Origin of the sequence: Sphingobium sp. LSP13-1-1.1, assembly GCF_040676415.1 — a bacterium.
Lineage (GTDB): Bacteria > Pseudomonadota > Alphaproteobacteria > Sphingomonadales > Sphingomonadaceae > Sphingobium.
This window is the reverse complement of sequence record NZ_JBEGHU010000045.1, coordinates 1-23788: the sequence shown is the minus strand read 5'-3', so window position 1 is coordinate 23788 and position 23788 is coordinate 1. Positions and strand designations below refer to the sequence as shown.

18 protein-coding genes and 1 rRNA gene are annotated in these 23788 nt (G+C 64.1%); 7 read left to right on the top strand and 12 right to left on the bottom strand.

Annotation, left to right across the window (positions count from 1 at the left end):
• Positions 1 to 488: 488 nt before the first annotated feature.
• Positions 489 to 2915, top strand: coding sequence for a TonB-dependent receptor (locus MRBLSP13_RS17440; RefSeq protein ID WP_363755788.1), 2427 nt, complete (start codon positions 489 to 491; stop codon positions 2913 to 2915).
• A 178-nt stretch (positions 2916 to 3093) separates the two neighbouring features.
• Positions 3094 to 4032, top strand: coding sequence for an MBL fold metallo-hydrolase (locus MRBLSP13_RS17435; protein ID WP_363737412.1), 939 nt, complete (start codon positions 3094 to 3096; stop codon positions 4030 to 4032).
• A 141-nt stretch (positions 4033 to 4173) separates the two neighbouring features.
• Here the strand turns inward: MRBLSP13_RS17435 and MRBLSP13_RS17430 are convergent, their stop codons facing one another.
• The 5 genes from MRBLSP13_RS17430 to MRBLSP13_RS17410 all read right to left on the bottom strand — a co-directional run bounded on the left by MRBLSP13_RS17430 (position 4174) and on the right by MRBLSP13_RS17410 (position 9966).
• A complete protein-coding gene (locus MRBLSP13_RS17430) occupies positions 4174 to 4779 on the bottom strand; it encodes a hypothetical protein (protein ID WP_363737413.1) in 606 nt (201 codons plus the stop codon).
• 31 nt (positions 4780 to 4810) lie between these two features.
• The gene (locus MRBLSP13_RS17425; RefSeq protein ID WP_363737414.1) at positions 4811 to 5806 is read right to left on the bottom strand and encodes a sterol desaturase family protein; all 996 of its coding nucleotides are present in this window, start codon (positions 5804 to 5806) and stop codon (positions 4811 to 4813) included.
• Positions 5807 to 6056: 250 nt separating this feature from the next.
• Positions 6057 to 7631 carry a sensor histidine kinase gene (locus MRBLSP13_RS17420; RefSeq protein ID WP_363755786.1) on the bottom strand — a complete coding sequence of 525 codons (1575 nt, stop codon included), beginning with the start codon at positions 7629 to 7631 and terminating at the stop codon, positions 6057 to 6059.
• Positions 7628 to 8338 (bottom strand): response regulator transcription factor, encoded by a 711-nt coding sequence (locus MRBLSP13_RS17415; protein ID WP_363737416.1) that lies wholly within the window; start codon positions 8336 to 8338, stop codon positions 7628 to 7630. Before MRBLSP13_RS17415 ends, MRBLSP13_RS17420 begins: the two co-directional genes overlap by 4 nt.
• Positions 8339 to 8349: 11 nt before the next feature.
• Entirely contained in the window at positions 8350 to 9966 is a 1617-nt protein-coding gene (locus MRBLSP13_RS17410) for a DUF4153 domain-containing protein (RefSeq protein ID WP_363737417.1), read from the bottom strand.
• Between the two features lie 254 nt (positions 9967 to 10220).
• Here MRBLSP13_RS17410 and MRBLSP13_RS17405 point away from each other — a divergent pair, with 254 nt between their 5' ends.
• Positions 10221 to 11750, top strand: a complete 1530-nt coding sequence (locus tag MRBLSP13_RS17405) for a vWA domain-containing protein (protein ID WP_363737418.1) — start codon at positions 10221 to 10223, stop codon at positions 11748 to 11750.
• 33 nt (positions 11751 to 11783) lie between these two features.
• Here the strand turns inward: MRBLSP13_RS17405 and MRBLSP13_RS17400 are convergent, their stop codons facing one another.
• Both MRBLSP13_RS17400 and MRBLSP13_RS17395 read right to left on the bottom strand, forming a co-directional pair.
• Positions 11784 to 12590 (bottom strand): OmpA family protein, encoded by an 807-nt coding sequence (locus MRBLSP13_RS17400; protein ID WP_363755784.1) that lies wholly within the window; start codon positions 12588 to 12590, stop codon positions 11784 to 11786.
• Positions 12565 to 14544, bottom strand: a complete 1980-nt coding sequence (locus tag MRBLSP13_RS17395; protein WP_363755782.1) for a YadA family autotransporter adhesin — start codon at positions 14542 to 14544, stop codon at positions 12565 to 12567. The genes MRBLSP13_RS17400 and MRBLSP13_RS17395 overlap by 26 nt, the downstream gene beginning before the upstream one ends.
• A gap of 403 nt (positions 14545 to 14947) precedes the next feature.
• On the opposite strand from MRBLSP13_RS17395, the gene MRBLSP13_RS17390 reads away from it, so the two are divergent.
• Positions 14948 to 15766 (top strand): PAS domain-containing protein, encoded by an 819-nt coding sequence (locus tag MRBLSP13_RS17390; protein WP_363755780.1) that lies wholly within the window; start codon positions 14948 to 14950, stop codon positions 15764 to 15766.
• Positions 15767 to 15776: 10 nt separating this feature from the next.
• Here MRBLSP13_RS17390 and MRBLSP13_RS17385 read toward each other — a convergent pair whose 3' ends face one another.
• Genes MRBLSP13_RS17385 through MRBLSP13_RS17370 form a run of 4 tightly spaced genes read right to left on the bottom strand, consistent with a single transcriptional unit; the run spans position 15777 to position 19909 of the window.
• A complete protein-coding gene (locus MRBLSP13_RS17385) occupies positions 15777 to 16253 on the bottom strand; it encodes a Csu type fimbrial protein (RefSeq protein ID WP_363755778.1) in 477 nt (158 codons plus the stop codon).
• A complete protein-coding gene (locus MRBLSP13_RS17380; RefSeq protein ID WP_363755776.1) occupies positions 16250 to 18613 on the bottom strand; it encodes a fimbria/pilus outer membrane usher protein in 2364 nt (787 codons plus the stop codon). The genes MRBLSP13_RS17385 and MRBLSP13_RS17380 overlap by 4 nt, the downstream gene beginning before the upstream one ends.
• 13 nt (positions 18614 to 18626) lie before the next feature.
• On the bottom strand, positions 18627 to 19364 hold the full coding sequence (locus tag MRBLSP13_RS17375; protein ID WP_363755774.1) for a fimbrial biogenesis chaperone: 738 nt from the start codon (positions 19362 to 19364) through the stop codon (positions 18627 to 18629).
• Between the two features lie 14 nt (positions 19365 to 19378).
• Positions 19379 to 19909, bottom strand: coding sequence for a Csu type fimbrial protein (locus MRBLSP13_RS17370; protein WP_363755772.1), 531 nt, complete (start codon positions 19907 to 19909; stop codon positions 19379 to 19381).
• A 41-nt stretch (positions 19910 to 19950) separates the two neighbouring features.
• Between MRBLSP13_RS17370 and MRBLSP13_RS17365 the strand changes: the two genes are divergently transcribed.
• The 3 genes from MRBLSP13_RS17365 (at position 19951) to MRBLSP13_RS17355 (ending at position 23346) form a co-directional block, all read left to right on the top strand.
• Positions 19951 to 20250, top strand: coding sequence for a hypothetical protein (locus MRBLSP13_RS17365; protein WP_363755770.1), 300 nt, complete (start codon positions 19951 to 19953; stop codon positions 20248 to 20250).
• A gap of 201 nt (positions 20251 to 20451) precedes the next feature.
• The gene (locus MRBLSP13_RS17360; protein WP_363755768.1) at positions 20452 to 22605 is read left to right on the top strand and encodes a hypothetical protein; all 2154 of its coding nucleotides are present in this window, start codon (positions 20452 to 20454) and stop codon (positions 22603 to 22605) included.
• A gap of 24 nt (positions 22606 to 22629) precedes the next feature.
• Positions 22630 to 23346 carry a DUF3142 domain-containing protein gene (locus MRBLSP13_RS17355; protein WP_363737428.1) on the top strand — a complete coding sequence of 239 codons (717 nt, stop codon included), beginning with the start codon at positions 22630 to 22632 and terminating at the stop codon, positions 23344 to 23346.
• Positions 23347 to 23700: 354 nt separating this feature from the next.
• On the opposite strand, the gene rrf is transcribed toward MRBLSP13_RS17355, so the two are convergent.
• Positions 23701 to 23788, bottom strand: a 5S ribosomal RNA gene (rrf, locus tag MRBLSP13_RS17350); the annotation flags it as partial.

Below are 23788 nucleotides of genomic sequence, written 5' to 3'. Positions count from 1 at the left end.
TGCCATCTTGTCGGACAAGATGCTCATCCCGCCAAAATCCGCCATTTAATGCAATGCAACACATTCCGTCCTTCATACTGAGCAGGTGCGGAATTATTACGCTTGACGCGATAGGTAATATCCATACCGTGTCCTGTGTCGTTCATGCGAGCGGCGGAACGGGAAAGGGCGATCTGCCGCAAAGTGAGGGCATGTGGATCGAACAGGGGTCAGCGATGCAGCAGTGCCAGGCGAGATACCGGCTGTCGCCCGCATAGCGCGCGCGGCATTCAAGCGCGGGACTCCATGTGATTTGCGCGATGTTCGGAAACTTATCGTCACCTTTCCGCTTCGCCATGACAGGCTGTTCAGAAACGGCTGCAGTGTAAGCCATTATAAAAATGATCGGTCCTGCGGCGGGCAAATTATGTGACAAGACGCCGGCTCGTCCAGAGCGTCAAGAGGAAGGATGTCACTCAAGGCTCAACGGCAAGGGGGTCGGAGAGACTATGAAATTGCTACGCAATACGCTAATGGGCGCGACCATTTTGATGGGCGTCGGCACCAATACGGTTTTCGCGCAGGATGCCGCGGAAAATGACGGATCGAGCGGCGACCGCAACGAGATCGTGGTCACGGCCACCCGCCGCGCAGCCACCATCCAGGACGTTCCGATCAACATCAGCGCCGTGGGCGCAGAGCAGATTGCCAAGCAGCGGATCGACGATGTGCGCGATCTCGCTGACTTCACGCCCGGCATGACCATTTCCGACACTGGCCCCGGTTCAACCGGCACGATCGTGCTGCGCGGCCTCAACGCGTCGGACACGGACAGCTCGGGCAATTCCTATGACGATGCGATCGGCGTATATCTGGGCGAGGTTCCGCTCTATTACGACTTCAAGATGCTGGACATCGCGCGGGTGGAAACGCTGCTGGGCCCGCAGGGCACGCTTTACGGCCTGGGCACCCTGGCGGGCGCGATCCGCAACATCCCGAACCGGCCCAACCTGACGACCTTCGGAAGCGAGGCGCATGGCCGCCTTTATGGCAAGGATCATAGCGGCAATACCGGCTTCCAGCTGGACGGGGTCATCAACATACCGATCTTCCAGGATCATGTCGCCTTCCGGTCGGCGACAGGCTATTATTACGATCCCGGCTTCATCGATTCCCCCCTGCTGTTGCAGCAGCCTGGCGTGTCCCTGCCGCAACCGAGCGGTCCTGACGCCGTCACCCCCGCGGATTATGCCGCGAATCTGAAAAGGCGGGACGACGTCAACTTCGAAAAGACCTTCACCACGCGCAACCAGTTGCTGGTGCAGTTCAGCGAGGATCTGCAGGCCAATTTCACTTATGCCTATCAGCAGACCAGGACCGACGGCGGCCAATATAACAGCAATGGCGTTCTGGGGACGGGCCGATATGAAAATGCCGCCCGTTATCTCGAACCTGTGAAGCGTCGGGCGCACCTTGGCAGCATGGAAATCAACGCGAACCTGGCGGACTTCGCCGATCTCGTCGCGACGACTGCCTATACCGACGTCAGGAACCAGAGGCGGAGCGACAATACCGACCTGCTGCTCGACCTCGATTATGGCTATGAGACGTTTCCGGCCTTCTCCAGCTGGAACGAGTCCGTCGATCGACGCAAGCAGTTCAACCAGGAGGTCCGCTTCGTTTCACGGCATGGCGGGCCGTTCAGCTGGGTGCTGGGTGGATTCTTCAACCGTCAGAAGCTGCATCGCGACTATGTCGAGCATGTGCCGAACCATCCCTGGGTCGAATTTGGAACGCAGCCCAATCCTGACGAGGTCGAATATGCGTCCTATGTGAAGTCGAAGGTCACGGAGAAGGCGGTCTTCGGCGAGGGCACCTTCAGGGTGACGCCGAACTGGCAGCTTACCGCGGGTGCCCGTTATTTCGGATACACGTCCAAGATCTCGGGCGCGCTTGTGGTGCCGCTGATCGGCGATCCGGTCAGCCCCTATGACATGCCGCCGGCCGGGGGCCCGGCGAAGAAAAGCGGCTGGGTGTGGAAATTCAACAGCTCCTATAATTTCACGCCCGACATCATGCTCTACGCCACTTACAGCAAGGGCTATCGCATCGGCGGCCCGAACAGCGTCGCCCCCTGTCCCAAGCCGCTGCCCAACGATCCGGACGGCGACGGAATCAACAATACCCAGTTGCCCTGTGGCCATCCGAACGAAGTCCAATATGACCCGGATACCACCAAGAATGCGGAGATCGGCATCCGCACCCAATGGTTCGACCGCAAGCTGACGTTCAATTTCAACGTTTTCCATATCAAATGGGATGGTATTCAGCTTGATTCGGCCACGGTTAACGGAATTGTCGGCATCACGGTGAACGGCGGCAAGGCGAAGTCGGAAGGCTTTGAAACCTCTTTCCAGGTAAAGCCTGTCGACGGCCTGTCGATCCAGGGCACCTATTCCTACACGAATGCCAAATTGACCCAGAATGTGCCGGACAACATACCCGTCAACGATCCGGCGGGAACCTATCCCAGCGTTCCGATCAAGCTCGACGCGCTATCCGGCGACCGCCTGCCCGGTTCGGCGAAGAACAGCGGCAGCCTGGGCGCGACCTACACCCTGCCGTTCAAGGAGGGCAACATCGTCGCAGACTGGACGGCGACCTATCGCGGCAGCGTCGTGACGCGGCTCGGCTGGGATCGCGCCTTTGGCGACAAGCTGCCGGGCTATGTGCTCCATCGCGCCTCGCTGGCCTATGAAACCGAAAGATACAGCCTGGGCATCTTTGCCAACAACATCTTCGACAAATATGCGGTGTCTTCGGTCGCCAACGACCGATCCCGCGTCGGCCTGAACGATGGAGTGGTCCTGCGTTACTACAAGCGGGCAGTCATCAGCCCACGAACCTTCGGTATTGAAGCACGGTTCAAATATTGAATCACATCCGGGAACGGGGAGAATCCTATGAAGGATTTCTCCCCGATTTCCATATATCGATCATTTTTAAGTCGATCTCCTGTGCCCGATGTTACCCAGGATCCGACATCTACGGGAAGATTTCTTTCCTTCCCATGATAATTTTCCCGAAGATATTGCAAGGAAAGGGTGGCAGGACATGACAGCGCGCGGCATTGCGGTCGTTCGATCGGCCAGGCTGGCCGGGATCATGCTGGCGATCATGGTCCCTTGCGGCCAGCCATCCCTGTCGGCCAAGGGAGCTGCGGCGCCCCGGCTGTTTGCCGAGAGTTGGATCGACGGGACGTTGCCGCAGGAACCGGAAGTCCAGGTGCAGGCGCTGGACAACGACAGTTTCGTCATCCGCCAGTCGGTGAAGACCAATTTCGAGGCGCCCTTTCTCTACCTGCTCTTCGGTCGCGACAAGGCGCTGCTGATCGACACGGGCGCGGAGGGCGGCCGCATCCGACCCGCGGTGGACCGGCTGGTCGCGCAATGGTCGGCGGCGCATGGACGCCCCATGGTCCCGCTGGTCGTGGCGCACAGCCACAGCCATGGCGATCATGTCGCCGGCGACAGCGCCTTTCGCGAACGGCCCGACACAACCGTCATCGGGCTTGAGCCCCAGGACGTGGCCCGGTTCTTCGGCATTGCGCGCTGGCCCGACAGCCTGGCCACATTCGACCTTGGCGGCCGCGCGCTCACCATCATTCCGACTCCAGGCCACCAGGCCGCGGCGATCATGGTCTATGATCCAAGGCTGAAGATCCTGCTGTCAGGCGACACGCTTTATCCCGGCCGTCTCTATGTGCCCGTCAATTTCCTGCCTGACGATCGCGCCAGCGTCGATCGGGTGGCGGCGTTCGCGGCCCGGCATCCCGTCCGCGCCGTGCTGGGCGCGCATATCGAAATGACGCGGTCGCCCGGCCGGGATTATCCCCACGAAGCAAAGGCGCATCCTGACGAACATCTGCTGGAATTGCCGGCAGCAAGCATCACGGAGCTTCAGACCGGGCTCAAGGCCGCCCTGAATGTACCGGAGCAGCCGCAGGTGCATGACGATTTCATCATATATCCGGTCGCCCCACGTCCCAATTGAGGATGCATGGCCGGAGCGTTTTCGCTAGAGCGCGTTGCGTTAAATCCGAGTCATGCAGCGCGCGCTATGCTTTTGATGTCGCATCGTGCGCAAAACCGGTTCTCACTTTTGCGTACGATGCTCCAGGCGGACGGAAAGACGCTATGCGCCGAGCAGGCTCTTTCGAAACAGCGATCTGACCAGCCTGCCTTCCAGAACGCGCCCGACGACATAGAGGCAGGCGAAGATCGCGGCGAAGATATAGGCGGCCCTGGGGGAAGGCTTCTTGTCATCCTCCTCCGACTTCGCCTTGTCCTTCTTCGGCTTTTCGGGCGCGGGCGCACCCAGAAACTTGTCGATCGGATGCAGCTGCAGGATCGCATCCTTTTTCTCGGGCTTTTTCGCCGTCGCATGGGCGGTTGCCTTCTCGATCTTCCCGGCAGCGATGGTCAATTGGGCAAAGCCCAGGAAAAGCAGGGGCGCCAGAAAGCAGAACAGCAAGGCCCGGCTGCTGAGATGATAGTGCAGCACAAGTCCCGCCGCACCCTTCCTGATCTGAAGCACGCCGCCGTCGAAGATCGACATCCTGTCCTGCGCCCCCTGCCCCTTTTTGCGGAAGGTCAGGGTATCGTCCGTCCGGTCGTGGCTGGTGCCCGCTTCGCGGAACAGGGGGTCAAGCCTGCCAAAGGCGTCGTCACGCGATTGCCCCGGCGCGAGCGGCAGGCTGCCCCGGACGTGCCAGAGCCAATCGATGAAGCGACGGTTCACAGGATGTCCCCTTGCAGGCACCGGGTGTCGATCATTCGGCCGGCTGGGCGATCACCGGGGCGGAACGCGCCTTGCCAAAACGCTCTTTCAGCGATTTCCAGCCCTCGGTGAAGGGATAGGTCATCGTTTCGGCGATCGACATCTTGCGCCCGCCCTCCATGCCCAGCAGTTCCGCCTCGCCATCCACGCAGGTGCCGAAAAGGCGGTCGATGACGATCCAGGTGCTCGCATAGTTGCTGCGCGTGGCTTCATAATCCTGCGAATGGTGCATGCTGTGATGTTCCGTCGTATTGAACAGGAAACGCCACCAGCGTGGCGAGTTGAAGCGGACATTGATATGCTGGTAGGTGCCGACGGCCAGGCCCAATGTACCCGCGAGCAGGGCGGCGCGGGGCAGGAAGTCGAAGAAACCGCCTATGCCGAGGCCGATCAGGAACAGTTCAACCGGATTGCCGACCGCGCCCTTGTTGATGTTCAACTGGGTGATGTAATGATGCGGCGCATGGGTCAGCCACAGCGGATACCAGTTGTGCATCCCGCGATGCATCCAATATTGGCCGAAATCGAAGATGAACGAGATCAGCAACGCCTGCAGCAGCAGGGGCAGGCCCGTGAACCAGGCCAGCTTGTCCCAGTCGAAATCATGCTGCACCGCTTCGATCACGACATCGCTGCCGATATAGCGTTCCACCAGGTTCAGCAGCGTATAGCCAAGCCCCACATAGAAAAGATCGCTGGCGAGTTCCTTCCATGTCAGGCGCCAGCTTGCGTGGCGCGGGTTCACCCACTCAAGCGCGAGCAACAGGATTCTGACGCCGATGCCGATACCGATGGCGGTCGATGCCTTGGCGATGGAATTGGGCGCATAATACCAGAAGGCGATCAGCGCGAACAGCAAGCTGGGCTGGAACCAGGTGAAGACGAACCGCTTCAACGGTCCTCCTTCCACGCGCGGTATGTTTTCCCACCCCACGACGACGGGCGCCTGCGCGCCTATGATCCTTTTACCTACCCGAACTCCGTCCATACCGTCCTCACATCGCTGCCCGGCCGTTGCGGGTCCTGTACGGCGCGCTCCAGGACGAGGACCATGTCCCGCCCCCGTGCGCATGACGTCGATGCAGGTTCGCGAAACCGCCCCCATCACGCCAGAGGTCATTCCGCTATATATCCCATAGATCGGGTCTATGCCTTTGGCCGCGCCCGGCTATTCCCGCTGATGCCGCCTGGATGATGGACCAGGAGCGCTGACCGGCTGAATCGCGCCTCGGTCCGCTTCAACCTTCTGTGCCGACCACAAGCCTGAAACCGGCGCCGCGCGGCGTGGGGAGCAGGTGGAGTTCGCCATGATAGGCGTCGAGCAGCGACCGGGCGATGGCGAGGCCAAGGCCCGTCCCGCCTTCTCCCCTCCGGGTGGTGAAGAACAGGTCGAAGATGCGGCTCCGGTCCCCTGGCGGTATGCCGGGCCCATCATCGGCAAAGTCGATCCATGCCGCGCCCTCACGCAAGGCGACGTCGATGTCCAGGCGCGACGCCCCCGCCTGCCGCGCATTTTCCGCAAGCGTCGTCAGCACGGCTTCCAGCGCCCCGGCGTCCACTTTCAGCGGCGGCAGGTCCTGCGGCAGACGGAGGTTGATGACGAAATCCTCTGCGGACAATGCATCCGCCACCGACGCCAGCAATGGCGCGGCATCGGTTCGCGCATCGCTTTCGCCCACCAGCACGTCGGCGCGTGCCAGTTCCATCAGCCGCCGCACCAGCCGCGCCAGCCGCTGGGCATCGGCCGCCATATTGGTGAGGAAGCGTTGGCGATCGGCGGGCGCCATGTCGGCCCCATGATCCTGCAACAGTTCGATCGCGCCGGAGATGCCGGCCAGCGGCGTCTTGAATTCATGGCTGACCGAAGAGGCAAAGTCGCGCAGATAGCGGGATCGCTTTTCGATACTCTGGGCCATCTGCTCGAAATCCCGATAGAGGGCCCGGATTTCCACTACCTGCAGGGAGGGATGGCGCGGCGCGACGCGGCGGCCCAATGCCAGATCGCGTGTGGCGCGGCTCAGGCTTTCGATCGGGCGGACTATGGCGCGCGACAATATGGCCGACAGCAGCACCAGCATCAGGAAAATCGCCACCACGCCGAGCACGATCTTGCCGCGGTCCTCATATAGCCCCAGGGAAAGGGCGCGCGGCGAGCGCGACACCAGCAGCACGCCCGTCACTTGCCCATCGACGCTGATGGGTCGGGCATGGTGCAGGCGAATGCCCGCCGCCCGGCTCAGCCATTCCAGCGGATAATGGGTGGCGATGCCTTCATTCTTCCGCAGCACGGTCACGGCCCTGCCGCCGAGCGCGGCCCTGATCTCCGGCAGGGCAGCCAGGCTCCGTCCGCCTTCCGGGCCGTTCAGGACTATGCCGTGCCGATCCAGCATCAGGATCGAGGACAAGGTCGTCACCTTGGTTTCGGCAAAGGCGGGCATCATCCGCTTCGCAAGCGCAAGGGCGGCGCGATCAGGGCCGACGCGCGTCGCCGCCGCCCGGGGGCGCGGCGGCAGGATCGGGGAAGAGCGCAGGTCCACCTCCGTCATCCGGTCATGATAGCGCACCGGCGAGGCAGCCGCGGCGTGATCGGCGCCCATGCCGCTCCCCACGACCGCCGCGCTCGCCGCCAGCGCCGCGCCCTGCGCCACCAGTTCCGCCTCGGTCCGTCGCACCAGGGCATTTTCATAGACCCGTAGGAAAATCGCCCCCAATCCCGGCAGCGCCGCCACGAACAGCAGGGTGCCGAGCAGGATCGTGCGCAACCGCAAGACCGGCCAATGCCGGGCGATCCACGCCTTCAACGCCGCGCTCATGCAGGCGGCGCCGTCCCGTTGCATCCGCCCAGCCGATAGCCGATGCCGGGGCGCGTCTCTATGATGTCGATGCCGCCGACATCGGCGAATTTGCGGCGCAGGTTGCGGACATGGCTGTCCACCGTCCGGTCGGTCAAGGCAAAGCCCGGCCCACGAAACCGATCGATGATCTGGTCGCGGGAGAAGATGCGGGAGGGCATGGCCAGCAGGGTGCGCAATATGGTGAATTCCGTCACCGTCAGGCTCACCTCCTCCGTGCCCCAATGCGCCGACCAGCTTTCGGTATCCAGGGCAAGCCGCCCATGGCGGATCGTGCCAATCACCTCCGCCGCCGGCGGCCGGGCCGAGGTGCGGCGCAGGATCGCCATGGACCGTGCCACCACCTCCCGCGGGGAAAAGGGCTTTACCACATAGTCGTCGCCGCCAAGCTCTATGCCCAGCACCCGGTCGATCTCATCATCGCGGGAGGACAGGAAGAAAATCGGCACGTCATTATGCGCCCGCAGCCGGCGACAGACCTCCAGCCCGTCCATGCGCGGCATGTTGATGTCGAGGATGACGAGGTCGGGCGCGTGCCGTTCGACCTCCGCCAGCGCAGCCTCTCCATCGGCGGCCTCGATCGTCCCGAGCCCCGCCTTGCCGAAGGCGAAGACGAGCAGTTGGCGGATATGGGGATCATCGTCGACGATCAGGATCGTGCTGGGCATGGGGCATAGGATCATCTCCCCGTCTCCGCTGTCAACGCGCGATCCGTCTGCGGACCAACATTCCCATTGGGTGCAGCCGCCGCCGCGGGCGGAATCAGCGCGCCAGAGCAATCCCTCGCTCCCGCCTCGACGGCGACGGACCCGATCGCCGCCGTCATGGTCCGCGCCATTTCCAGCCGCCGCTGCCCAAGCAGGGTCCAGCGCTGGCCAATTTCCCGCGCCAGCCTGGCATGAAGGTCCATCCTCACCGCCCTCACCCGCTCGCGAAAATCAGGTCGCAGGTCGGTCCGTTGCTCCAGCGACAGCAAAGGCAACAGCGCGGAATCGCCCAACTGGCGCAGGTAGCAGAGGTCCAGCGCTACGCCTTGTCCACCGACATCCCGCGCATGACGCACATTCCATTGGGCCGCCACCGCCCCCAGATCGACAAAGCAGATCACGCCCAGCACCAGCCCGGTGGCCGCCAGATTGACGTTGATGAGCCATGCCGCGCTTCGCGCCCGCAGCAGCCGCCAGCAGATCGCGGCGAGGCCGAAGGCGACGAGCGCCATCCAGACCAGCGCGGCGATCCGGAGCCGGGTAAGCGAATAGGCTTCGATATAGTCCGCCGTGCGCAGCATGGACGATGCGACCAGAAAGACATTCTGTCCGATCCAGAACATCACCAGGCTGCGGACCACCCGATTCTGCGCCGTTTCCGATCCGGGCCGTAGCGTCACGAGCACGAACAGCGCCGCAAGCAGTGCGGTCGCGACCAGCGGATAGGCACCGCGATGGGCATAGCCGGCCATGGTCATGCCCGCGGGCATCGGCGCCCAGCCCCAGAGCCAGGCGACATCCATCAGGTTCTGAAGCGCGAAGATCAGGTTGAAGACCACCAACGACAGCGTGACCGAAGCGACCGACACGCCCGGCAGGCGCCGGTCGTTCCAGCCATCAAATGCCGGCAGCAGGCGCCGGGGCAGGCGCGGCCGCAGCAAGGCCCAGGCCATCGCGAACAACACCCCCCAAAAGGCCAGCCTGACGATCAATTCAGGCGACAGGTCCGGCAGCAGCAGCGAGGAGAAAAATTGCTCGAACAACGGATTGGCCGCGGAAAAGAGAAGGAGGATCACCGTGCTGCCGATCACCGGCAAGGCCAGCGTCCCCAGCGCCGCATGCAGGCTCCAGGCCCCTGCGCGTCCCGCCGCGCGCAGCTTCAAGATGCGCTTCAGATCGATCAGCGGCCCGAACGGCGCGCGCAAGCCAAACCAGATCAGCCGCTGGAACCAGCGCCAGCCATCGTCGAAGCGCGCCGTTGCCGGTATCAAAGCCGCCAACCCGGCCGCCACCCAGAACAGGGTCCAGGCCAACAGGCTTGCGTCGTAGAACAGGGCAAAGGCGAACAGCCCCGCCGCCGCCATCGCCAGCAAGGCCCCGCCTTCGCGCCGCAGCACGGGCCGCCCCGCCAGCAGAGCGCCCAGCACGGCCAGCGCGAAAAAGCCGAGATAGCCGCCATATAGATGCTGTTGGTAGAACAGCCAGTCCCCGGTCCCTACGATCAGCAAGGCAGGCGCCAGCTTCCAGCGAAAGCGGGCAAAGAGGGGCCATGATGCGGCCAGGGACGGCCGCGCGGCGGAGTAGCGCATCAGTCTTTCTCCCTGAATGTCCGTGCCAGAATGCCGCTGCCCCAAGCAGATCGGTGAGAACCGCCGATCAATAATCGGCGCAGTTCCGGTGCAGAAAATGTGCAGGCCACCGCGAGAAGGACGGAATTCCGCCGAAAAGATACGAACCCCGGCCTCGACACTCATTGATGCGTGCCGTTCACCATCGATTCGTCGCTTGCAAGCCTCGCTTTGCCGCCCCTATTTCTCTCTATCGAAACAGTGGAGAAACGCGCATGCGATCACATCTGGCGATCACCCTCACCCTTCTGCCCGGCCTCCTGCTCGCGGGCTGCGGCCAGGCTCCCGGCGGTTCCGTCGCCTATGAAGCCGCCAACGATGTCGGTCCGGCCGCAAGCAACGAGCGCTATGACGGTCATCCTGTCAGCCCGATCCACCAGGTCGCGGCCGAGCCGGTCTCAACCTTCGCGGTCGATGTGGATACGGGCGCCTACGCCAATGTCCGCCGCATGTTGCTGGGCGGCCAGGCCGTTCCTGCGGAAGCCGTGCGCACGGAGGAGATGATCAACTATTTCCGCTATGATTATCCGCTGCCCGATGACCGCTCGGCGCCGTTCAGCGTTACGACGGAGGTTTCGACGACACCGTGGAATGCCGGCACGCGACTGTTGCGCATCGGCCTGCGCGGCTATGACGTCGCCCGGTCGCAACGGCCGCCCGCCAATCTGGTGTTCATGGTCGATGTGTCCGGTTCGATGCAGGACGCCGACAAGCTGCCTCTGGTCAAGCAGTCGCTTTCCATATTGGCGGACGCGCTGCGGCCGGACGACAGCATATCCATCATCACCTATGCCGGGTTCGTCGAAACCTTGGTCGAGGGCAGCCACGATCCGGCGGAGATCAAGGCCGCGCTGGACGGATTGGACGCGAATGGTTCGACCGCTGGCGGCCCGGCCCTGGCACGTGCCTATGACCTGGCCCGCGCCCACTTCATTCCGGGGGGCATCAACCGCATCATCATGGCGACCGATGGCGACTTCAACGTCGGCCTGTCCGATCAGCATGGCCTGGAAGAGATGGTGAAGCGCAACAGGGACGACGGCGTAACGCTCACCACCCTGGGCTTCGGGCAGGGCAATTACAATGATGCGATGATGGAGGCGGTGGCCGACCTGGGCAATGGCAATCACGCTTACATAGACAGCGCGATGGAAGCGCGCAAAGTGCTGGACGATGAACTGTCCTCCACCCTCTTCACCATCGCGAAGGATGTGAAGGTACAGGTGGAGTTCAACCCGGCCCTGGTCAGCCAATATCGCCTGATCGGCTATGAGAATCGCGGCCTTGCCGAACAGGACTTCGCCGATGATCGCGTCGACGCGGGCGAGATCGGCGCCGGTCATCAGGTGACGGCGCTGTACGAGATCGTCCCGGCCGGCGAAGCGGGTTGGGTCGCTCCGCGCAGATATGCCGGCAATCGCGCGCCTTTCCCTCCCGCGGCGGACAACAGCGAGTTCGCCACCGTCCGCCTGCGCTACAAATTGCCCGAAGAGACGCATAGCCGGCTGATAGAGCGGCCGGTTGCCGCCTCACTCCTTGCCGACGCCAACAGGCCGCGGGGCGACATGGCCTTTGCCGTGGCGGTCGCCGCCTTCGGACAAAGGCTGCGCGGCGACACGCGGCTGGGCGACTACAGCTATGCCGACATCGCCCGGCTCGCCGGCGGCCAGAATGACTATTGGCGGCAGGAATTCGTCCAGCTTGCGCGGTCGGCCGGCCGGGACGGCGATGCATGGCTGCGGTGAATTTTCCGCCGCCCGGCAGCAACCCTCCCGGCGTCAACCGGCGCCCGCCGTCCACTCCAGAAGAACGCGCCGGTTGAGGGGCTCTTTCGCCGGACCGTCGGATGATCGGGCCGGGGATCGCTCCCCGGCTCCGGAAATTTGCAGCTTCGACAGCGGCACGCCCATCGCCACCAGATGCCTGGCGACATTGTCCGCGCGCATCAGGCTCAACCGATCATTATAGGCGTCAGGCCCTGCACTGTCGGTGAAGCCCGTGACGGAGAGCATCCCGCCGTCAGGGCCTGCTTCGGTCATGAAGGCGGCCAGGTCGCGCTGCGCTTCTTCACTGAGAGCGGCCTTGTCGAAATCGAAATGGACAGTGAGCGACCGGGGCCGGACCGCCGGAACCGGAGGTGGCAGCGGTCCGGCGGCGGCCTGCGGTTGCGCGGGAGGATAGACCATGTCGCGACACGACGCGTCGCTCCAGGCGATGCGTTCCAGCCGCATCCGCCGATCCCAGCGCAATTGCAGGCGGCAGATCCGATATTCCGTCCCCTGCCCGGTGTAGAAGTCCAGAATATAGTTCCACCGCCGTTCACCCAGCAGGCCTTCATGAAAATGCGGGACGCCCAACAGGGCATAGACCTGCCGCTTCGTCATGCCGGGCGTCAGCAGGCGCGGCGCCTGCGGCGGCAGGAAGACGCCCTCGCGCCGCGTCGCGCTGCCCGCGTCGGGAAATTCCGACAGGGGCGCAACTTCCGGCAGGAACTGGGGCTCCGCCGCATGGCCGGGCCATGGATGCAGGGCCAGCGCCAGCAGGGCGATCCACCGCCGATCAGAAAGCAATGCCCATGCCCGCATTGGCGCCTCCCTGATTGCGGCTGTTATAGGCTGCGGAAGCCCGGATGATGAAGCGGCCATTGTCCGACACCTTCGATATTCCCATGGCGATCGCATGTTCCCCCTGCCAGGTGCTGACGCCGACGCCCAGCGTACCGCCACCCGCCTCCGACAATTGGGGTATGCCGGCAATCGCCATGGCGGCGGCGGTACCCCCCTCCGCGTCGCGCCGCAGGTCGCGCAGACCGGCATTGATCAGGTTGAAGCGGATGTCGGTATAGGCGTTGGCGCTGTCGACCGCCCCTGCCATCCCGCCCTGAAGCTGGCGCAGGTTCACCGCATCGGTCGGCGCGATGCCGTCGGCCACATGGACGATCTGCCGTTCGGCCCCCGCGCTGCCCACCGATACCGTATTGGCCCGGTCCGCGACGGAAGCATAGCCCAGCGCGACGCTGCCCGGCGCGATCGCCTGGGCCTGCGTCCCCAGCGCGAGGCTGCCGCTGCCGGAGGCGACCGCGCCCGCGCCGGCGGCCATGCTGTCCGCGCCGCTGGCGACCGGCGTGGCGTAGCCGGAACTGTTATTGACCTGTAGATAGCCTGCGCGCCCTTGCTGAAGCTCGGTGATCGCGGTCAGATTATAGGCCAGTTGCACATTGGTCGCATGAAGCTGCGCACCGTTGACCGCCTGTGTCGAGGTTTCGCTCAACTCACCGGCGGCAACGCCGCTGATCGTCTGGTCGATACCGCCGCGCGCCGCATTATAGGCCTGGATCGACGGATCATAGGGCAGCGCGTCCTGCGGTGCAGTCCCGCCTCCGCCAGTTCCGCCGCCCCCGCCTCCACCGCCGGTCCCTCCGCCGCCGCTACCCAGTTGCGACAGGTTGACCGCGTCGGTCGGGGCGCTGGCGGCCGCGACATTGGTTATGGTCGTGCCGCCCGCGCCGCCCAGCACGACGGTGGCCTTGCTGCTGTCCTGATATTTGACGGCAAGGTCGTTCAGCACCGCCAGGTCATAGCTCAACTGGGTGATGGCCGCGCTGTTCTGCGCCACCAGATTGTTGGTCGCCTGCAACTGGGAACCGTTGATCGCGTCGCTGCTGGTGCTGTTCACCGCCCCCGCGCCAACATTGGTGATGCGCGTGCCGCCCGAACCCTGCAACGTCACCTGCGTCCTGGTGCCGTCGTCATATTGCACCGCATTGCCGGCGAGCGTTCCGAGCGCATCGTTCACCGCCTGCAATTGGGCGACATTGACGGCGTCGCCGGGATCGGCGCCGCCCGCCAGCCCCGTCAGGCGGCGGCCGCCGATATTGACTTCCGCGCTGGCCGTGCCGCCGATCAGGAAGGCGGGCAGGTTCAGCGTCATGCCGTTCGCCAGCGATCCCGAACCCAGCGCCACGCTGCCCGCATGGGTGGCGGACGCGCCCGCGCCGATCGCGATCGCCCCATAGGCGCCCGTGGCCGTGTTGGCGAGATTGCCGATGGCGATGGCGTCCAGCTCGCCCGCGCTGGCTTCGGACCCCGGCGTGCCCAGTCCGGTGATCTTGTTGCCTCCAAAGGAGATGCCCTTGGGCGTGGTCAGGCTGAAACTGTCGGACGTGGTTTCGCATGTCGGGTCCGACAGCAGGTCGACGGCATTGCCGTTCACGTCCAGAACGTTGAGGGTGATCGGCGCGCCTGCCGCCGCGTTGGCCAGGGCGGCGTTGATGCCCAGATCAACCGTCCCGAAGGTCAGGGTGCTGAGGGTCGATTCAACCGGTGCCAGCACCGGCGTGATGACATCGCCGATCGTGTCGGTCAGCACTGATTTCGGCAGGCTGACGCCCGAACAGGCGCTGACCACATTGGCATGGGCGGTCATCCCTGGCGCCAGGCCGGCGATCAGGCCGGCGCCCGCCAGCCAAGCCCGGCGGCCCTTCCCCCGGCTGATGCTTCCGGCAGTCCCGGTTCGATGCCATTTCGCCCCTCGGTCCATAGATCCGCCCCCTGAAGGCAGGCCTGATCGCCCCGGTGACGGCTCGATCAGGCTTTGCGATGTCCCCAGGTCAGAATGGAGGCGTCGCCGCTAAGGCCGCGCGAAGGCGAAAGGACAGGATTTTACGCAAAATTCGTATCTGCGCATTATGCTGGAACCATCTTGCCCGTCTGGCCCTTCTGCATTTTCCGAAGGCGGATGGGCGAGTCGAGGAAATATCTGATCGGCAAAGACAAAATCGTTACGATTCCGTTTTGATGATTTACACCCCTTCGAACATATAATACCGATATCGACAGGGATGGAGGCAAAGGGGAGCCAGTCCGTGGACGATCTGCCGCCCGGCCAAGTGGTCACCGCCACAGCGTTGATTCGGCATTTTGCCGTGCATTCGCGCCAGGCCATGACCGAACCCGTCCATATCATGAACCATGGGCATGTCGGGTTGACGCTCATCGCGACGGACCTGTTCCATCGGCTGGCGGGCGATCAATCCACCGGCCCCGACCAGGGCGCGCAGCTGGAAATCCTGCTCGACATGATTCCGACCCAGGTCCTGCTGACTGACCGGGATCTGAAGCCGGTGCGGGTCAACCTCGCCGCCCGCCGGCGGCTGGGCATCAGCGAGAAGCATGTCGGCAAGCTGTTCCTGCCGCAGATGCTGGAGAGTTCGGACGCGCACTTCCTGTTGCGCGCGCTGGAAAGGGTCCATGACACCGGCGTGCCGGAGACGTTCGAACATAATGTCGCGGGACCGCCGCCGCTGGTCTATCGCGTGCAGGCCGCGGCCTTTCCGGGCGGATTCATCGTGCTGGTCGACGAGATTGCCGATCGGGTGACGCTGCGCGCGCAGGATGCGCAGATCGCGGCCTATGAGGATCTGATCGACGGGTTGCCCGGCCTTGCCCGCGGCGCATTCAACGTCCGGTCGGTCATCACCGACATCTCACCCGCACTTGCGGCGCTGGTCGGGACCGAGAAAGGCCGGCTGGCCGGCACCCGCTTCGCGACGCTGTTCGATGCTTCCGCGCGCGGCGCGATCAACGATGCGGTCGAGGAACTTCTCACCCACGGCAAGCCGTTCGGCATGAGGGCGAGGCTGCTGGGCGGCCATGGCGAAAGCCAGCTCGTCCAGGTCAAGGCCGTGCCGCTTCTGTCTGCCTCCGGCCAGAGGGAGGGCGTCTTCATGATCGGCCCCGTGGCGGCGGACGCGGGCAGCTGAAGCCGAGGGTTCAATATGTGATCGTGACGATCAGGCTGTCGGCATAGGCCCCCGCCTGGGGCCACTGGCCCGCGGCTATTCGGCCATAGACGGGGACGGTCTGGCTGAACGACAGCAATCCGTTCAATGTCGCGGTCACGGTGCTGGTCCCCGACGATCCGTTTCCCCAAATGGTGGTCCGGCTGGCGGTGGTGTAGAGATTATAGTTGAGCCGCGCACTGCCCTGCGCCATCTGGCGGACCAGGGCATCGCCCGACAGGCCGGGGCTGATCGCTATATCAATGGTGCCGGCCAGCGAGATCACCCCCGTGCAGCTCAGCGTCACGCTGCCCGCACCATCCCTGGGCGCGGAGGCGGTGGGATCATAGCCGCCGAAGCTGATCCCCGTCGTCGATGCCGAACAACTGCAAAGCGTGCAGGCCCAGGCCGGGCTTGCCAGCCCCAGGCCAGCCGAAATGGCAAGCATCCATCCGATCAGCTTCATCATTTCCCCTCCTGATAGGGCAGGCAGGCAAGAGGCGCCGATCGCGAGATACCGGCGTCGGCCCGCCTCGTCGGAACGGTCGCGCGGCACGCGATGGCCGGCCCCGCCAGCAGGATTTCCTGCCCCTCCTGCGCGTCGGCCAGGTAGATTTCGCCATCATGCCCCGAAATGCCCGACGACGCACCCCCCAGCGTTACGGTCAGCCCCGCCGGAACGGGAAGGCCGCTGCCGTCCACCAGCCGCAATGTCAGTGGCCGGGCGGCCGGGCCGCCGAAGCTGACCCTCACCGCCTGCCTGTACCCCGGCACCACCACCTGCTCGGCCGCGGTCACAAGGGTATCGATCGGCAAGGCGTCCAGATCAATGGCGATGCGGTTGGCGGCATAGGGTTGCAGGCCCGCGACGATCGCCGACCTGCCCGACCCGGCCCGACCCGCGACAGGCCGGTTCTCGAAGAAGACCGTCACGTCCTGATCGGCCGACACGTCCACCACCGCGAAGGCATAGTCGAGTTGCGGCGCGGCGACGATCTGTCCCCCCACCCGCAGCAGCGCGCCACGGGCCTGGAAACGCACGCCCTCCATTCCCCCCATATGCGATGCGGAAAGGTCGAGATCGCCGGCCGCGGTGCGCCATGTCACGCCGCCTTCCACCTGCGTCGGCGCGTCGGACCCGCGCGACGCCAGCATGCGATAGCCCCACCCCTGGTCAGGCGGCGGGCTTTGGTTGAAACTGGCGGCGGTACGCCCGCCATCCGCGAACAGGCCGACACTTGAACGCGCGCCGAGCGGCAGGGTGAGCGACCCGAAAAGACTGCTGGTCCGGCTTTCCGAAAGGCGCGTCCGCCGCGCGCCCAGCGTAATCCAGGCCGGGCCCAGGCCAGTGGCATAGGAAAGCGAACCCATGGAGAAACGGTCTCCATCGCTCCGGCTTTCCAGATAATGGGCATTGATGCTGCCGCGGCGGCCCAGGTTGATGCTGCCCGCGACCGCCAGTTCCCGACGTCCCGCGGCGGCCCGCTCATCCTCTCCGACCTGCGTGAAATGCGCATCTTCCTCCATATAGCTCGCCGTCACCGAATAATGCGGGGTGATCCGCTGGACCTGCGCCCGCCACATCAGGCCGTCGCCGTCGCGGCTGTGCGATGCGGCGGCCGATAGCGACAATTCGCCCCAGGAGGACAGGAGCGCGCCAAGTCCCAGCCCAGCCATCTGCACCTTTTCGCTCGCCTCGCCCCGTCCAGCCAGCGTCATCCCCGCCGCCAGTCCATGACGCCAGAAACCCGCGGCGAACGGCGCGCCATAGGAAAAGCTGCTTTCCCCGAAATTCCTGCGCAGAAACCCCGCTTCCAGCGAAAAATCGTCCAGCCCCTCGCGCAGGAGCCGGGGGCTGGCATAGAAGCTCTGCGTGACGACACGGGCGGTGCCGGTCGCGTCGCGGATGGTCATCGTCACCTCGCCCGCGCCGTTGAAGAGCGGCTGATAATCGATCCGGAAATCGCCGGGCTGGACCGCCATGCTCTGGCGACTGCTGGCCGCCGCCAGATCAACGACCGAGGGCAGCGCCGCAGAGCCCGAAAGCCGGGGCAGCGGATAGGTCACGGCCTCAGGCGTCAGCGAGAAGTCGGTGCCCAGCCGCAGCCCGGCGAAACGGACCGGCCGGTTCCAGTCGGCCCCCCGCGTCATGGTGTCGCCAAGCACCAGCCGCAAACGCCGATCGGGAAAGTCGCGGATGACATTGCTGTCGAGACGCACCGCAGCCGGACCATCCACGCCCTGCTGCACCAGCGCCGTCGTACCGGCTACGCCCCAGGCGCCCGACAGGCCGGCGTCCAGCAGCAGGGAAGCGGCCCAGTCCCGCCCCCATCGCGCGACCGACAGGTCATAGCCGACATATTGCAGCGGCACCGGCGCCATGACCGGTCGGCCGCGCTGTTCGGCACCGACATGGGTGGGGGAAAAGAGCGAGGGCGCGGCATCGATCAGCAAGGTGCCGCCCGAACTGTCGAGTTGCGCCGAAAGGCCGTCCATGCCGTCCAGCAGGGCGTAATCCGTTCCTTCCACCTCGATGCGCTGCAGCGGCACGGCCCTTTGCAGGCCCCATTGGCGCAGCATGTCCTGGCGGACGAACAGCCTGCCCCGGTCCAGCACGACAAGGCCGGTATCGCTGATCGGTTGGCCGTTGATGATGACGCCCACGGGCACCGGGCGTTGGCTGTCGCCGGGCCTGCCCATGACGGCGAGCGTCATGGGAAGATCGGACGCGGCGGACGGCTGCGCCAGCGGCAGGCAAAGCGGGATGAGCGCCCTGCCCAGCATCGAAAGCCCCTGCCTTGCGCCAAGCCATGCCGGAGCGGGCGACATCCGCTGCGCGCCTTCACTGCCCGGACGCTGCGGGGCGGGCGGTGAGCGGTCCCTGGGTCGTCTCCACCTGGACGGTGGCGACCGCGCGGCCGTCCGGCGGCTGGACCGGAAGGTCGATGCGCCCGCCCGCCAGCAGGTAGAAGCCCCTGTCGACGCGCGCGATCGCGTCCCCGCCCGCGGCGGCGCGAAGGGTCATGCCGGTTACCTGGACATGCCGGTCGCCCTGGTTGAACAGGCTGAGCGTCCATCCTCCGTCGGCGACCTTCGCGGTGGACCAGCGGAGCGAAGGCGCTGCACCGGGGGGTGCGCGGAATATGGGCATGCTGATGCGCAGCAATGCCCGCACCGTGCCCGGCACGGTCGTAGCCGTCGGCAGTTCATCGATGATCAGGCGGTAACTTTCCTCGCGCGGTCCAGTGCGCGCCGGCAGGCTGCATCGCACGAGCCTGCTCGCTCCGCCGGGGATGCTGACGATGGAGGGATTGACGACCGGGCCGTCAACGGGGTCGAGCTGGTCCGCGCCGCTTGCATCCTTGCGCCAGCCAAAGCCCCTGATCTGGACCGTCGCAGGGGTCGCGTCATCATTGGAAATGGTAAGCGAGCAGAACTGCTTGTCGGCGGCCATCTCGATCCGCACGGGCAAAATGCGCAGCGTCGCGGCGTCCACCGCCTGCGCCATCCCGAAAAGCGCACAAAGTCCTATCGCCGCCAGAACCCGCGCGGGTCCGGCACCATGGCATGATCCTGTCATGACGAAATCCGCCTTCAATAGCTGACGGTTACGGTCACCGTATCAGCGTAATTCCCCGCAGCCACGCTCTGCCCGACCGGAATGCGGCCGTAAACAGTGAAGGCCGATGGCAGGATGGTCGACGCGGTCTGCGACACCGTGTCCGATCCAACCGAATTTCCCCAATTGGTGCTGCGTCCCGTATTGCTGTACAATCCGTAGTCCAGGGGAGTGGCGCCATTGAGCATCTGGCGCGTGGACACTGTCGCTCCACCGGTACTTCCGGCATTCAAACCTATGTTGAATACTGTTCCCGGCGTACAAGTCACTGTTATGGTACTGGTCGTATCCTTCGGCGTTGCCGATGTCGGATCGTAACTTCCAAACGCCATGTCCGTGGCCGAGACAAGACAGGCATTCAACACTGTCGCGGAAACACCCATTGTCGTAGTGGCGTCTGTCGCCGCTGCCTTGCCTGGCACGAGAGCCAGCAGGATAAACGCATAATATTTGCGCATGACGATCCCCCTCCGCTGAAGTCGATACGCCTTAATCTGCATCAACATTGCATCCAGAAGGTTAGAAAAGCGTTAGCGAAACCATGCATATGCCCGGAGAAGAAGGAAATTTGACGCCCAAGGAGCTGATTTTTAAAGGATATATACCCTTTGGAGTAGCCATTTTTGATATCTTCCCGAATTGGCGCAAACCGGATATTCGCATCCTCTATCCTTTACAGTCTTCGGTGACTCCGGAATACAAACATGATCTGAAAACAATTTTCAGATCTGAAATATTCTTCGCCATTCACCCATTGCCTGTCCGCTTCAACTGTTTTCAGTTCGTCATTATCAGTTCTCAATGCGCGATGATTGTTCTGCCATTGCCCCGGCAAGGCACCCAATGATGCGCGTCGTGGAGGCATTTCGACGCAGCATCCACCCGCAATCACCACTACCCCTGCCTTGTCGATCGGAACCATCCTCCTCATGCGGGCGAAGGTGGCGTAAACGACCTGCCCCTTGCCCTTGCGTTCCTGATTGCCTGGACGCGATCTTTTGTTCAGTCTGGGCCGGATGAAGACAGAAGATGATCGGCAGGAATTCCCATGGGCCAGAATTTGACCTTCCCGCGAAAGCATCCGGTCGCCGTCACGCTGCTCCTGCTGACGCTGTCGGGGATCGGCCTGGGCGGCACGCTATGGGCCTGCGCCGACTCCTCCTGTTCGCCGGGCTGGCAACTGGCTTCGCCCGATTATGATTGCGGCGGGCGGGCGGCGATCAGTCCGGGCAATGATACGCGGATCAACATCCTGCTGCTGATGCGCAGCCTGAAACCCGTGAACAGCGATCGCGCCGGGGCCGACGGCGATGTGAACAATCCGCAGTTCGGCCGTACCTTCATGACATGGCCCGGCCTGCGCGCGGCCTTCTGGCCACAAGCGGGGGAGAAGGACCAGGAAAGCAGCGCCATGGGCAATGGCGATGCCGCCGGCTGCGCGGTTTCCCCGGATGGCGTGGCCGCGTTCAACGCCGCGCTTGCGGTCGAAACGGACCTGCCGGCAGCCGAAAGGGCCGAACTGGCCAGGCTGCGCGCCAGGACCGGCTGCGATGCCGCCCATTGGGACGATGCGCCGATCTCGACCAGGCTCGGCCGCGAATATCTGTCCTATCTGAAGGCGGCCGACGCCTTCCACAAGGGCGACTGGCAAAGCGCCCGACAGGGCTTTGCTTCGCTGACGCGCAGCCGCAGCAAATGGGTCGCGGAAACCGCCCAATATATGCCGATCCGCATCGGCCTGCGCGCGGCGGTGGCCAAGGCGGTGGACGAGTATGGCGATTTTGCCGGGCCGGAAAAGGTCGATGCGGCGGCGGTCAAGCAGGCAGGCGACGCCATCGGCGCCTATCTCAAGGCCTATCCCAAGGGCCGCTATGCCACGTCGGCGCGAGGCTTGACGCGCCGCGTCGCATGGCTGAACGAAGACATGGCGGCGCTTGTCCAGAGCTACGAAAAGCTGGTGGCTACGGTGCCCGGCGACGATGAAGCGGCAGCCGACCTGGCCGAGGAAATCGATATCAAGCTGCTGGAGCGCCCGGATGCGGGCAGGATCATCGGCAGTCAGAACGGCGTACCGCTCTTGCTGGCGGTCGCCGATCTCAAGCAGATGCGGGGGCAGAATACCGATCCCGCTCCTCTTTCCGCGAGCGAATTGACGGCGCAGAAGAGGCAGTTTGCGGCCCATCCTGATCTTTATGGACTGCTTCAGGCCAGCCGGGCCTATTATGGTGGAGACGATCCGAAGGCGATATTGGCGTTGCTGCCGGATGCGGCGCGCAGCAGCGGCTTCACGCCCCTCGCCTTCAGCCGGCAGGTCCTGCGCGGCATGGCCCTCGGCCGGACGCGCGATCCCAATGAAGCGGGTTTCTGGCGCGACCTTCTGAAGGGAGCAAGCCCGCTTTATGAGCGGCCCCTGGTTGAAATGGGGCTGGCCATTCGCTGGCAGCGCGACGGACGGGTGGAGCAGGTCTTCGCCCCCGGATCGCCGATCACGGACAGCATGACCCGGACGATCCTGCTGCAAACCCTGGCGCCGCCCGCCATCCTGCGCATGACGGCCAGGGATGGCACCCGTCCCGGGCGCGAGCGGGACGTGGCCCGTTTCACCCTGCTCTACAAGGATCTGACAAGGGGTGCCTTTGGCGATTTCGGCAACGATCTGACGCTGGTGCCCGCCAATGCGGGGAGCGAAGGCGGGCTATGGGACTTTTCCCAGCAGGACAGGATCCCGACCGGGCTGTTCCGAACCGGGCAATGGTCCGACGGCTTTCCTTGCCCCAGCATAACGCAGACCGCCGCAACCCTGGCGAAATCGCCCGGCGATGCAAAGGCGCGGCTGTGCCTGGGAGATTTCTACCGGCTGAACGGTTTCGACGGATTCGGCCTGTTCAATGCGAGCGAGGACAGGTCCATGCTCGGCAGCGGGCCGGACGGATTTTCCGGCCGTTCCCTCTCACGCTCGGATATCTACGCCGCGATCATCGCGGACAGGCGAGCGGCGCCCGACGACCGGGCCTATGCCCTCTACCGCGCCGTCATGTGCTATTCGCCATCCGGCTATAATGGTTGCGCCGGTCCCTACCGGACCTCGGAAGAAATGGACGCGGCGCAGGCGCCCCAAGCCGATCGGAAGGCTTGGTTCACGGAGTTGAAGCAACGCTATCCGCAAAGTCGATGGGCCAGGTCGCTGCGCTATTATTGGTGAGATATGGGCGCGGGGAAAGGCACGATGGCGCTGCTGGCATTCCTGGCGCTGGCCGGTTGCCGGCAGGAGGCGGAGACGGACGCGGGAAAGGTCGTTCCGGCGGCCTATGACGCCTTCTACCTTTGGCCCGGCATACGTCCGGCACAGGATGTTCGGGCCAGGATCCTCTATCTTCTTGATGGAGAGGTCCGGCGCGGCGGAACGGCCCGCATGGAAAGACTGCGCATGGGCACGCCGCGCCTGCCGGGCAAAAAGGTCTGGCTGGTCGTCAGGGCGGATCGGCTGGATTGGAATGACGCCGTTTACAGCGCGATCTTCGATGATCTGGCGCATTGGCGGGCGGCAGGGAATGAAGTCGTCGGGCTTCAGGTCGATTTCGATGCCGCCACGCGAGGCATCGACGGCTATGCGCGCTTCCTGCACGATCTGCGCAAACGCTTGCCGCAGGACTGGAAACTGTCGATCACGGGTCTGATGGACTGGAGCGCGCATGGCGACCCAGATGCCTTGCTTCGACTGGCAGGACTGATCGACGAGGTGGTCATCCAGACCTATCAGGGACGCAGCACCATTCCCGGCTATGAGGATTATTTCCGCCGGATGAAGGACTTTCCCATCCCCTTCCGGGTCGCGCTGGTCGAGGGAGGAAGCTGGCAGGCACCGCTGATGCTGTCACGCCATCCACAGTTCAAGGGCTATGTGGTTTTCCTGCTGTCCCGCACTGGATCCAAGGAACGCTGATCTTCCTGGTCTTTCGTGGAAGGGCAGTCGCATCAGGCGGTTTGAGGCTGGTCTTGGGCTGTTAGAGCGATTTCCAAGCGATCGGAACCGATCGCTAGTTAAGAAATCACAGCAAAAAAGGAATCCAAGGCGGCAATCTGGTTCAATCAGATCGGAACCCGCGCTCGAGTATTTTCGAGTTGACCGTTTACGGCCAAGGGCTCGGAAAATGGCATCAAAAGACCAGAGCGTTTCCGCTCATAGTGAAAACGCTCTAGATTTTGGGGTATCAGACGCAAGAAAGCCCGCCGTTGCGGGCGGGCATTCTTGCGTGAAGCAAATATTGTGGATGGGTATTGAAGCGCGAGCTGTAATGCCTGGCGACGCCCTACTCTTCCGGGGCTTGAGCCACAGTACCATCGGCGCAGACTGGTTTCACGTCCGAGTTCGGGAAGGGATCGGG

What these genes read in the sequence shown, in the direction of transcription:
- MRBLSP13_RS17440 (WP_363755788.1), top strand. Translation starts at nt 489, where the DNA reads ATGAAATTGCTACGCAATACGCTAATGGGCGCGACCATTTTGATGGGC.
- MRBLSP13_RS17435 (WP_363737412.1), top strand. Translation starts at nt 3,094, where the DNA reads ATGACAGCGCGCGGCATTGCGGTCGTTCGATCGGCCAGGCTGGCCGGG.
- MRBLSP13_RS17425 (WP_363737414.1), bottom strand. Translation starts at nt 5,806, where the DNA reads ATGGACGGAGTTCGGGTAGGTAAAAGGATCATAGGCGCGCAGGCGCCC.
- MRBLSP13_RS17420 (WP_363755786.1), bottom strand. Translation starts at nt 7,631, where the DNA reads ATGAGCGCGGCGTTGAAGGCGTGGATCGCCCGGCATTGGCCGGTCTTG.
- MRBLSP13_RS17415 (WP_363737416.1), bottom strand. Translation starts at nt 8,338, where the DNA reads ATGCCCAGCACGATCCTGATCGTCGACGATGATCCCCATATCCGCCAA.
- MRBLSP13_RS17410 (WP_363737417.1), bottom strand. Translation starts at nt 9,966, where the DNA reads ATGCGCTACTCCGCCGCGCGGCCGTCCCTGGCCGCATCATGGCCCCTC.
- MRBLSP13_RS17405 (WP_363737418.1), top strand. Translation starts at nt 10,221, where the DNA reads ATGCGATCACATCTGGCGATCACCCTCACCCTTCTGCCCGGCCTCCTG.
- MRBLSP13_RS17400 (WP_363755784.1), bottom strand. Translation starts at nt 12,590, where the DNA reads ATGCGGGCATGGGCATTGCTTTCTGATCGGCGGTGGATCGCCCTGCTG.
- MRBLSP13_RS17395 (WP_363755782.1), bottom strand. Translation starts at nt 14,544, where the DNA reads ATGGACCGAGGGGCGAAATGGCATCGAACCGGGACTGCCGGAAGCATC.
- MRBLSP13_RS17390 (WP_363755780.1), top strand. Translation starts at nt 14,948, where the DNA reads ATGACCGAACCCGTCCATATCATGAACCATGGGCATGTCGGGTTGACG.
- MRBLSP13_RS17385 (WP_363755778.1), bottom strand. Translation starts at nt 16,253, where the DNA reads ATGATGAAGCTGATCGGATGGATGCTTGCCATTTCGGCTGGCCTGGGG.
- MRBLSP13_RS17380 (WP_363755776.1), bottom strand. Translation starts at nt 18,613, where the DNA reads ATGTCGCCCGCTCCGGCATGGCTTGGCGCAAGGCAGGGGCTTTCGATG.
- MRBLSP13_RS17375 (WP_363755774.1), bottom strand. Translation starts at nt 19,364, where the DNA reads ATGACAGGATCATGCCATGGTGCCGGACCCGCGCGGGTTCTGGCGGCG.
- MRBLSP13_RS17370 (WP_363755772.1), bottom strand. Translation starts at nt 19,909, where the DNA reads ATGTTGATGCAGATTAAGGCGTATCGACTTCAGCGGAGGGGGATCGTC.
- MRBLSP13_RS17365 (WP_363755770.1), top strand. Translation starts at nt 19,951, where the DNA reads ATGCCCGGAGAAGAAGGAAATTTGACGCCCAAGGAGCTGATTTTTAAA.
- MRBLSP13_RS17360 (WP_363755768.1), top strand. Translation starts at nt 20,452, where the DNA reads ATGGGCCAGAATTTGACCTTCCCGCGAAAGCATCCGGTCGCCGTCACG.
- MRBLSP13_RS17355 (WP_363737428.1), top strand. Translation starts at nt 22,630, where the DNA reads ATGGCGCTGCTGGCATTCCTGGCGCTGGCCGGTTGCCGGCAGGAGGCG.